This window comes from Companilactobacillus nodensis DSM 19682 = JCM 14932 = NBRC 107160 (assembly GCF_000615905.1).
In the GTDB taxonomy this organism is placed as follows: Bacteria; Bacillota; Bacilli; order Lactobacillales; family Lactobacillaceae; genus Companilactobacillus; species Companilactobacillus nodensis.
The window spans coordinates 1-8131 of sequence record NZ_BAMN01000040.1; the positions used below are offsets into that span (position 1 = coordinate 1).

Annotated in this window: 9 protein-coding genes; 6 read left to right on the top strand and 3 right to left on the bottom strand. The window is 36.6% G+C overall.

The window, feature by feature from the left end:
• Positions 1–57 precede the first annotated feature (57 nt).
• Positions 58–783, bottom strand: coding sequence for an alpha/beta hydrolase (locus JCM14932_RS13635; protein WP_025025349.1), 726 nt, complete (start codon positions 781–783; stop codon positions 58–60).
• Between the two features lie 172 nt (positions 784–955).
• On the opposite strand from JCM14932_RS13635, the gene JCM14932_RS13640 reads away from it, so the two are divergent.
• A complete protein-coding gene (locus JCM14932_RS13640) occupies positions 956–1465 on the top strand; it encodes a DUF7679 family protein (RefSeq protein WP_025025350.1) in 510 nt (169 codons plus the stop codon).
• 22 nt (positions 1466–1487) lie between these two features.
• On the opposite strand, the gene JCM14932_RS13645 is transcribed toward JCM14932_RS13640, so the two are convergent.
• A complete protein-coding gene (locus JCM14932_RS13645; protein WP_025025351.1) occupies positions 1488–2450 on the bottom strand; it encodes an AEC family transporter in 963 nt (320 codons plus the stop codon).
• A 44-nt stretch (positions 2451–2494) separates the two neighbouring features.
• Positions 2495–4120 (bottom strand): malolactic enzyme, encoded by a 1626-nt coding sequence (locus JCM14932_RS13650; protein WP_025025352.1) that lies wholly within the window; start codon positions 4118–4120, stop codon positions 2495–2497.
• Positions 4121–4238: 118 nt separating this feature from the next.
• Here JCM14932_RS13650 and JCM14932_RS17320 point away from each other — a divergent pair, with 118 nt between their 5' ends.
• The 5 genes from JCM14932_RS17320 (at position 4239) to JCM14932_RS13670 (ending at position 8122) form a co-directional block, all read left to right on the top strand.
• Complete coding sequence (locus tag JCM14932_RS17320) at positions 4239–4742, top strand: LysR family transcriptional regulator (protein ID WP_235700612.1); 504 nt, start codon at positions 4239–4241, stop codon at positions 4740–4742.
• The gene (locus JCM14932_RS17325; protein WP_235700613.1) at positions 4703–5116 is read left to right on the top strand and encodes a LysR substrate-binding domain-containing protein; all 414 of its coding nucleotides are present in this window, start codon (positions 4703–4705) and stop codon (positions 5114–5116) included. The genes JCM14932_RS17320 and JCM14932_RS17325 overlap by 40 nt, the downstream gene beginning before the upstream one ends.
• An 860-nt stretch (positions 5117–5976) precedes the next feature.
• Positions 5977–6282 (top strand): helix-turn-helix domain-containing protein, encoded by a 306-nt coding sequence (locus tag JCM14932_RS13660; protein WP_025025353.1) that lies wholly within the window; start codon positions 5977–5979, stop codon positions 6280–6282.
• A gap of 123 nt (positions 6283–6405) precedes the next feature.
• Positions 6406–7329 (top strand): 1-phosphofructokinase, encoded by a 924-nt coding sequence (gene pfkB, locus JCM14932_RS13665; RefSeq protein WP_025025354.1) that lies wholly within the window; start codon positions 6406–6408, stop codon positions 7327–7329.
• Positions 7330–7402: 73 nt separating this feature from the next.
• Positions 7403–8122, top strand: a complete 720-nt coding sequence (locus tag JCM14932_RS13670) for an MgtC/SapB family protein (protein ID WP_439644409.1) — start codon at positions 7403–7405, stop codon at positions 8120–8122.
• Positions 8123–8131 lie beyond the last annotated feature (9 nt).

The window sequence follows — 8131 nt, forward strand, 5'->3', positions numbered from 1 at the left end:
TATTTATTATTAATCTTGCGGTAAATGTCACAGCATGTCAAGAAATAGGGGACCAGATTATACTAACCAATCAAATACCTTATCAACGTTAGCTGACCATGTATTCCATGAGTGATCACCGCTAACTGGCATCCAAGTATAATCATTACCAAGATTATCAGTCAAGAAATCTTTCAATGTAACGTTGTCATCATGCATGAAGTCATCGTCACCACATAATTGTAGTACCTTTTGTTTAGGGTGGAATTGATTAAAGATGTTGATAATTTGGTTCTGAGCAATCTTTTCAGGTGAGTCAAAAATCGTATCGAATGTTTGTAATGGCATAGGACTCTTAGGATTGTTGCTGAAATGCTTAATATCAGCGACCGGTGACATGGCAGCAATCTTACTGAACTTATCAGGATTAGAGAAGCCAATCTTCAGTGCGCCATAGCCACCCATACTTACACCGGAGATGTAATTGTCTTCAGCTTTGTCGGAGATAGGTAGTAAATTCTGCATCTTAGGCATTAATTCTTTAATGAAGAAACTATAATAGGGAATGAAGTCAGAATCGGTATAAAAAGCATTTCTGCCTTCAGGCATAATTACTGCAATATCATTTTTTTCAGCAATCTTTTCAATGTTGACGTTGCGCATCCAAGTTGTATCGTCAGCTGTGTATCCATGCAATAACCAAACTACCTTATAGTCCTTCTTGCCAGTGTCAGGGATGACCACTGTAGTTTTAAAATAAGTGTGAAGATAATTTGTACGAAAACTTGTACTCAATAATGTCATGAATTGCCTCCGTTAGTGTTTTTAATTCTTATTTAATATTGAAGCTAATTGTTGTCCTTGTCAAGAATGTCAAAATTGTGTTTAAGGTTACATAACATAAATTATTCGAAGTTACATAAGATGCTTACATTATTATTGCAATAAATGATATAAAAAGTTTTGTTGGCAAAGTTTGACGTACATCGGTACGATAGGAATAAGAATAGAGAGGTGGATTATTATCAAAACTTATTATGCAGTCAAGGTTAAGCGTGTAGATGGTAAGACACTTCACTTTAAGTTGCCGAGAGATCTGCAACGAGCTATGAGAAATCATCGAACTGAATCGGATGATTGGAAGTCGATTTTGAAGGGTGCGCTGATCAATATTGAAATGGCACCGCATCGAACTAATTTACAGCCACCGATATCTGTGGCAAAAGTAAAATCAGTTTTTATAGTCGATAAAAATTTTATGAGTACTCGTAGCCAGTTTGTTAGTAAGGATAACTGGGAAGGTGATATTAGCACTAGACAGTTATATTCATATTTGAGGCATGATTATCCCTTGCTCAATCGACTAGAAATCAAAAATGATATTAAATATTGGAAGACTGGTAAGAAGAATCATTTGATCTGGCTGCTTACTCTTATCAGGACTAGAATGTATTATCGCAAGATCAAAAAAGCCCGCAGAAAATAATTTTTCTGCGAGCTTTTTTGCATTAAATGAAGTTGACGATTTGCATTAAGATTGGAACAACTACTACGAATAGAACCGTTGAAGTTGTTACAACGTTAGTTGCGTATTCTACATCACCGTGTGATTGTCCGACCAGAATTGGTAAAACAGCCAGTCCCGGTGCAGCAGCTTGAATGATCAAAGTACTGCTTTCAAGACTTGGGAGAGCATTTCCCATTGACTTGCCTAGCAAGACGAATCCAATCATGATGGCTGGGGCAAAGATAAATCGACCGAGTAATGCCAGGATAGTGTCACGGTCAAAGCCGATCGACTTCAAACCAGCGTCAGCAAGAATGATACCGATGTAGATAAGTGACATTGGTGTAACGATGCCGCCGACCATATCAAGAGTCTTATCGATCCATTCGGGAACGGGGATAGCTAGCAATAGGAATACTAGTGATACCAGGAATCCAACTAATGGGGCAGGAAGTAATTTCTTCCAATTGAAATCTTTTTTGGTACCTTTTTCGACAGTAGGATCATCGGCAGAGATGAAGAATACACCAACGGCCCAGGTAGAAATGGTATTCATAACGTAGTAAACAAGGAAGTAAGGCAAACTCTTTGTGCCAAACAGTGCCATGTTAAGTGGTAGTCCAATGAAAATAGTATTAGCATTGGCAAACATATTAATGAATGTACCGCGACGACCTTTACGGATTCTGAATACCTTTGTTAAGATCCATGCAATTAGGTAACTGCATACGAAACTGGCAAAGGCAAAGACCAAACCGCCTGTTAAAGTTGATAACTTGTCACGTGTTAAATATTTTAATACTGAAACGAAGATTGATGCTGGTAGGGCAATCTTCATAATGATGAATGATATGTTTTCTTTAAATTCGTCACCCAAACGACCGGAACTTCTTAGCCAGTAGCCAAGGGCGATAACGATTACGATTTCGGCAACACTTTCTAGTGAGGTGATAAATGCTTCCATGAGTAAAATTTCCCTTCTCTATAAACGATAAATAAATTTACATTTTAATATTTTGCTTCCCATTTGATGTCGTCGATGGCCTTTTGTGCATCTGTTGCATCTGATAATTTTTCATCAATTGCTTGTTGAGCTACACCCAAGGCAACAGTCATACTGAATTGATCAAGTTTTGAAACTGGAGGTAGTACGGCAGCACCAGCTTCGTCTGGATCAACGATTCCGCCAAGTGAATGAGCGGCCTTATTGATCATACCGTCGCTAAGTAGCTTGGCATTCACAGCCATTGCACCTAGTCCAAGACCAGGGTAGACGAGGGCGTTGTTAGCTTGTCCAATATAGTAAGTAACGCCGTTCAATTCAACTGGTTCTGCGGGAACACCAGTAGCAACTAGTGCCTTACCATCAGTCCAGTTCAGTAAGTCTTCAGCCTTAGCTTCAGCAAGCTTAGTTGGATTTGATAGTGGGAAAATAATTGGACGTGCGGTGTGAGCAGCCATTTCTTTGATGATCGATTCTGTGAATGCACCAGGTTGTGTAGATGTACCAACTAAGATAGTTGGATGAACAGCTTTGGCAGCTGCTTCAAGATTCGTAAGTGCGTCAGCATTAGCGAATTCACTACGGCTTCTTGTAAATGGCTTTTGTTCAGGTGTCAAACCTTCAGTGTCATCGAACAATAGACCTTGTTTATCTACCAAGTAGAAGTGTTTCTTGGCTTCTTCTTCAGATAGACCAGCGGACACCATGGCATCATAGATACGTTTTGTGATACCGGCACCGGCAGTACCAGCACCGAATGACATATAAACTTGATCAGTGAATTTTTCCTTAGAAATATTCAAAGCACCTAAGATACCGGCAAGTGTGATAATTCCTGTACCTTGGATGTCATCGTTGAATGTCAAAATTTGATCTTTGTATTTGTTCAAGATATTAGCGGCGTTATCACGACCGAAGTCCTCGAAGTGAAGATACATGTTAGGGAATGCTTCTTCAGCGGCATTAACGAATTGATCAACGAAGTCGTAATACTTGTCACCTGTAACACGTTCGTGATGGTTACCGAGGTATAGATCATCATTTAGTAGTGATTTGTTGTTCGTACCAACATCGAGCACAACTGGTAGGACAGACTTAGGGTCAACGCCAGCTGCGGCTGAGTAAACCATTAATTTACCAACTGAAATATCTACACCTTGTAGACCCCAATCACCAATACCAAGAATTCCTTCACCGTCAGTAACAACGACCAATTTGATATCACGGCCGCCGGCAGCATTTTTCAAACTTGCTTTGATGGCATCTGGATCATCAATTGATAGGTAAGCAGCATTTTGTGGATCTAAGAATAGGTGACTGTAGTCCTCGATTGTTTCAGAGATTGTTGGATCATAAACAACGGGCATAAAGTCATAAACGTGTTCACTGAATAGTTTGAAGAACAATGTACGGTTCTCATTGAATAGGTCCATCAAATACATGCGCTTTGCTAGAGGAGTTGGTTTCTTTCCATATTGTTCGTATGCTTGATCGGCTTGTTGATCGAGTGTTTGTACAAATGGTGGTAGTAAACCTTCTAGATCGTTAGCTTTTCTTTCTTCTTTAGTAAATGCAGTTCCCTTATTTAAAAACGGATTGTTTAATAAATCTAATCCTTTATATTCCTTCATAAAAATTCCTCCTGAATATCACTTATTTAACTTTCGATTGTTACTATATACTCTTATAAAAAATATAGTCAAATATGTTATAATTGATAAAAATAATTTATAAGTGAGTGAAGATACATTGAATTCAAAAGATTGGCAATACTTTCAAAAGTTAAGTGAATTGAAAAATTTCTCTGATACAGCTCGTCATTTCGGCGTTAGTCAACCGACGATAACTTATTCATTGAAGCGCCTGGAAGAAGATTATGGTATGCAATTAGTTGAGAGAAAGAGTTATGCTAACTCATTGCGTCTAACCTACGCAGGAAATCAATTACTAAAACATATAAACAGAATTCTGCGTGAGGAATATTTGGCAAAGTCAGATTTGAGTCGACTAAAGGAGCGCAAAATCAAAATGGGTTTTCCTCCTATTATCACGAATTATTTACTACCAAATATTTTTGATGAATTAAAGGAAAATAATTTTTTGAAAGAAATAGATCAAGTGGTTGATGGGTCAAAGGAACTTTTAGCAGAATTAAAAAATGGCCGTCTTGATATTTCCTTATTAGGACGACAAGACTGCCAGAAGATGCTGAATTGGAATATAAAGTTATCAAAGTTCACCATTTTAATTTGATAGCTTCTGATAAGAGAGATTTCGGTGGTTCAATCGATCTGAATGATTTACTAAAGGAAGAATTCATTTTAACTGACAGTAATTCGGTTCATCGACAAGTATTCAAACGTTTCACTGATAAATATAATGTTTTGCCAAATGTTATTTTTGAAACATCTGATTATCATTTACTATTGAATTTAGTGAAGGCAGACAAAGGGATCAGCTTCATTGCTGAAACAGCGAGTGCCTTAGAAGAGGGGATTCAGGAGGTTAAAGTCAATAATTTAACACTGCCACCGTTTTATATTTTGGTAATTTATCGTACCAACACCTTGAAGACACCAGCTTTCAGTAAGATAATCGATCTTTTCAGTAATAGCTGTAAAGATTAATAAATTTATAAATATTAAATTATTATAAATTCATGGTATACGGTATAGTCCAATTGCGATACAATTAATTTACCAATTGGTAATTGGGGATTAATCCTGTTCCGTAGCTGGGAACAATGCAAAATTGAAAATGAAATGGATTTCGTATCGTGTGATTTCTTTTATCCAAACCTCTCAACTCCTCCATCATATTCACAAGTATTTTCATTCATTTTCACAGAGCAAAGATTATTTACATTGAATCAAAAACTTTCGTTTGTGGGATAGTTGTGTTCATTTTGATATTTTTCTCTGAGAAGCTGGCAATTTCAGCTTCTTTTTTGTGTTTTGAAATGGACAGTTGACAGAATGGCAAGATATTAGAAATCTTATAAATGAATTGAGCAATATATTAGAAGAATACTGGATAACATTGATATATCAACGTTTGTAAGGTGTGTAAACTGGATATTAACGGTTGATAATTAAAATTGTATTACAAAAATATATATATCTTTATGATATATTATTTGTCGGAGGGGAATTCCTACAACTCCTCTCCTTTGATAATTTCATGTTTATAACAGAATTCTGTTGAATAATGGTGGTTCCTCCCTGAGCTACCATTTTTTTTGCACTTAATTGTAAATATTCCTAAATAATATGATAATATGAAGCTGAGGTATGCGGTTATTTTTCCCATCCTCATTGCGCAGAGAGTGACCTCCCCGGGTCACTCTTTTTTTGTTATAAATTAACAAAAATCCTAGATAATTGTATTATAGATAGTAAGAATTTTATTTATCACTCAAGAACCCATATTTTTAATGCCATAATCTATGGTATAATTTTATACAATAAGCTGTTTAGGAGTTTTTAGCATGAAGTACAATGAGAAACAACAAATAGAAATTGCCAATTATGCCATTGCACATGACAATGACTTTAAAGAAACTGGTGCAAAATACGGAATTTCTTATCAACAAGTATCCGCTTGGGTCAGAAAATATGATAAGAACTCTAAGCCACAAGAAAAGGTGGCTAAGAAAAGTACTACACCTAAGAAGTCTCAACCTAGAAAAAAATCAGAACCAAAGGCAAGTACGCTTGATATCTTGAGTAGAAGAGATCCAGTTTTGGAAGCACAATTAGAAGATGTTAAACGTCGTTTAGGTTTGATTAAGTAGATTGAATTTAGTAGTTGAACTGTAAATTTTGATCGTAAAAAGAGCAGTGGAAATAAATTTCCATTACTCTTTTTTGCTGTGATTGCGTATGATTGGTTTTATAAAGTAAGAGGAGATAACAATATGATTTATACTTGTACCTTGAATCCAGCGATTGATCTGTTTATTGAGACGGATCAATTAAAGCCTGATGTCGTTAATCGCACCAATAGTTATGATATTATTCCTAACGGCAAAGGTGTTAATGTTTCGTTTATTATGAAAATGCTCGGAGTAGACAGTACTGCCCTCGGCATTGGTGGGGGATTCACAAGTAAATTTATTGAAGAATCATTACAAGAGAAGGGAATCCAAACTAAATTCACTCATGTTGCTGGAATATCACGGATCAATGTTTTTACACGGGTATTAAATCCAAACACTGAATATAAAGAAGTTAATAAAGGACCTAGATTGAGTGAAAAGGAAGTTCAAGAATTCTTGAATGTGATTGCTAGTTTGACTGATCAAGACAAATTGATCGTATCCGGTAGTTTTTCCACTGGAATTGATCCAGAAATAATTGTTGAAATTGCTAAAATGTCTCAGATGCAGGGATTCGACTTGATAATTGATACCAGTTATTCTGAGGTATTGGATACGTTGCAATATCATCCGTTTCTGCTTAAACCAAATGATGAGGAATTATTATCCTGGTTCAGTGTGCAGCATACTGAGAATTTAAACGAACTAGCTGATTACACTAAGAGGATTTTGGCAAATGGTGCTAAGAATATTTTACTTTCATTGGGTGCAAGAGGAGCTATTTATGCCAATAACAACGGTATTTGGTTCGGCAATGCCCCCGACGTCAAAGTAGTTAATACAGCTTGTTCAGGTGACACGATGTTGGGAACATTCGTGGCTGGAATGGAACAAGGACTTGCTGTGGAGGATAATTTGAAGAAAAGTTTGGCAGCAGCTAGTTCCACGGCCGCAACTTCAGCTTTGACCGACTTCAGTGATTTGGATGATTTGGTAGACCAAATCGAAATCAAATCATTATAAAATAATTAATTTAATTCACGATATAAACTCAGTATCGTGGACCTTTTTGTTATGTGGTAAGGTTGTATTAGAGGTGTTTCAATTGAGTTTACATTTAGATATTATAACGGTAATAATAAGATTACTTTTGGCAACAGGTATTTCTGGAGTTATTGGCTGGGATCGTGCTCATAAGCATCGTCCAGCTGGAATTAGAACACATATTTTGGTTTGTCTAGGTGCCTGTATCGTGGCCATGATTCAAAAAGAAATTGGATTCGATGCAATTGCTGTTGCACGTCAATATCCAGCTTACAAGGGCATTATAAGAGCTGATGAGGCAAGATTGATTGCTCAAGTTATCAGTGGTATTGGTTTCTTGGGTGCCGGAACAATAATTGTGGAGCATCATTCCATTAAGGGATTGACTACTGCTGCTAGTCTTTGGGTTGTTGCATGTATCGGCTTGGCTGTTGGTATGGGTAACTATACAATTGCTGTCGCAAGTTTTGTTGTCGTATACGGTGTCGTTGCATTCTTGAAGCAGATTGTTCGTGTCAATCCGCTCAAAAAAGTGGAGATTCAGTATTTAGATAAGAAAAAGGGCAAAAAGTTTATACTCAATTATTTTAAAGAACATTCGATCAGTATTAGAAATGTCAACTTTAGAGCAAATAAGACAGAAGATGGTTCGTATACTTATACGAATGTTTATGAGATCAAGTTACCTCACGATATGAGATATACAGATGTCGTTGAGGGTATATCTGTCGGTGATGATATAACCAAAGTTCAATTAATAAATCTAGGCTAAAAATTTTAA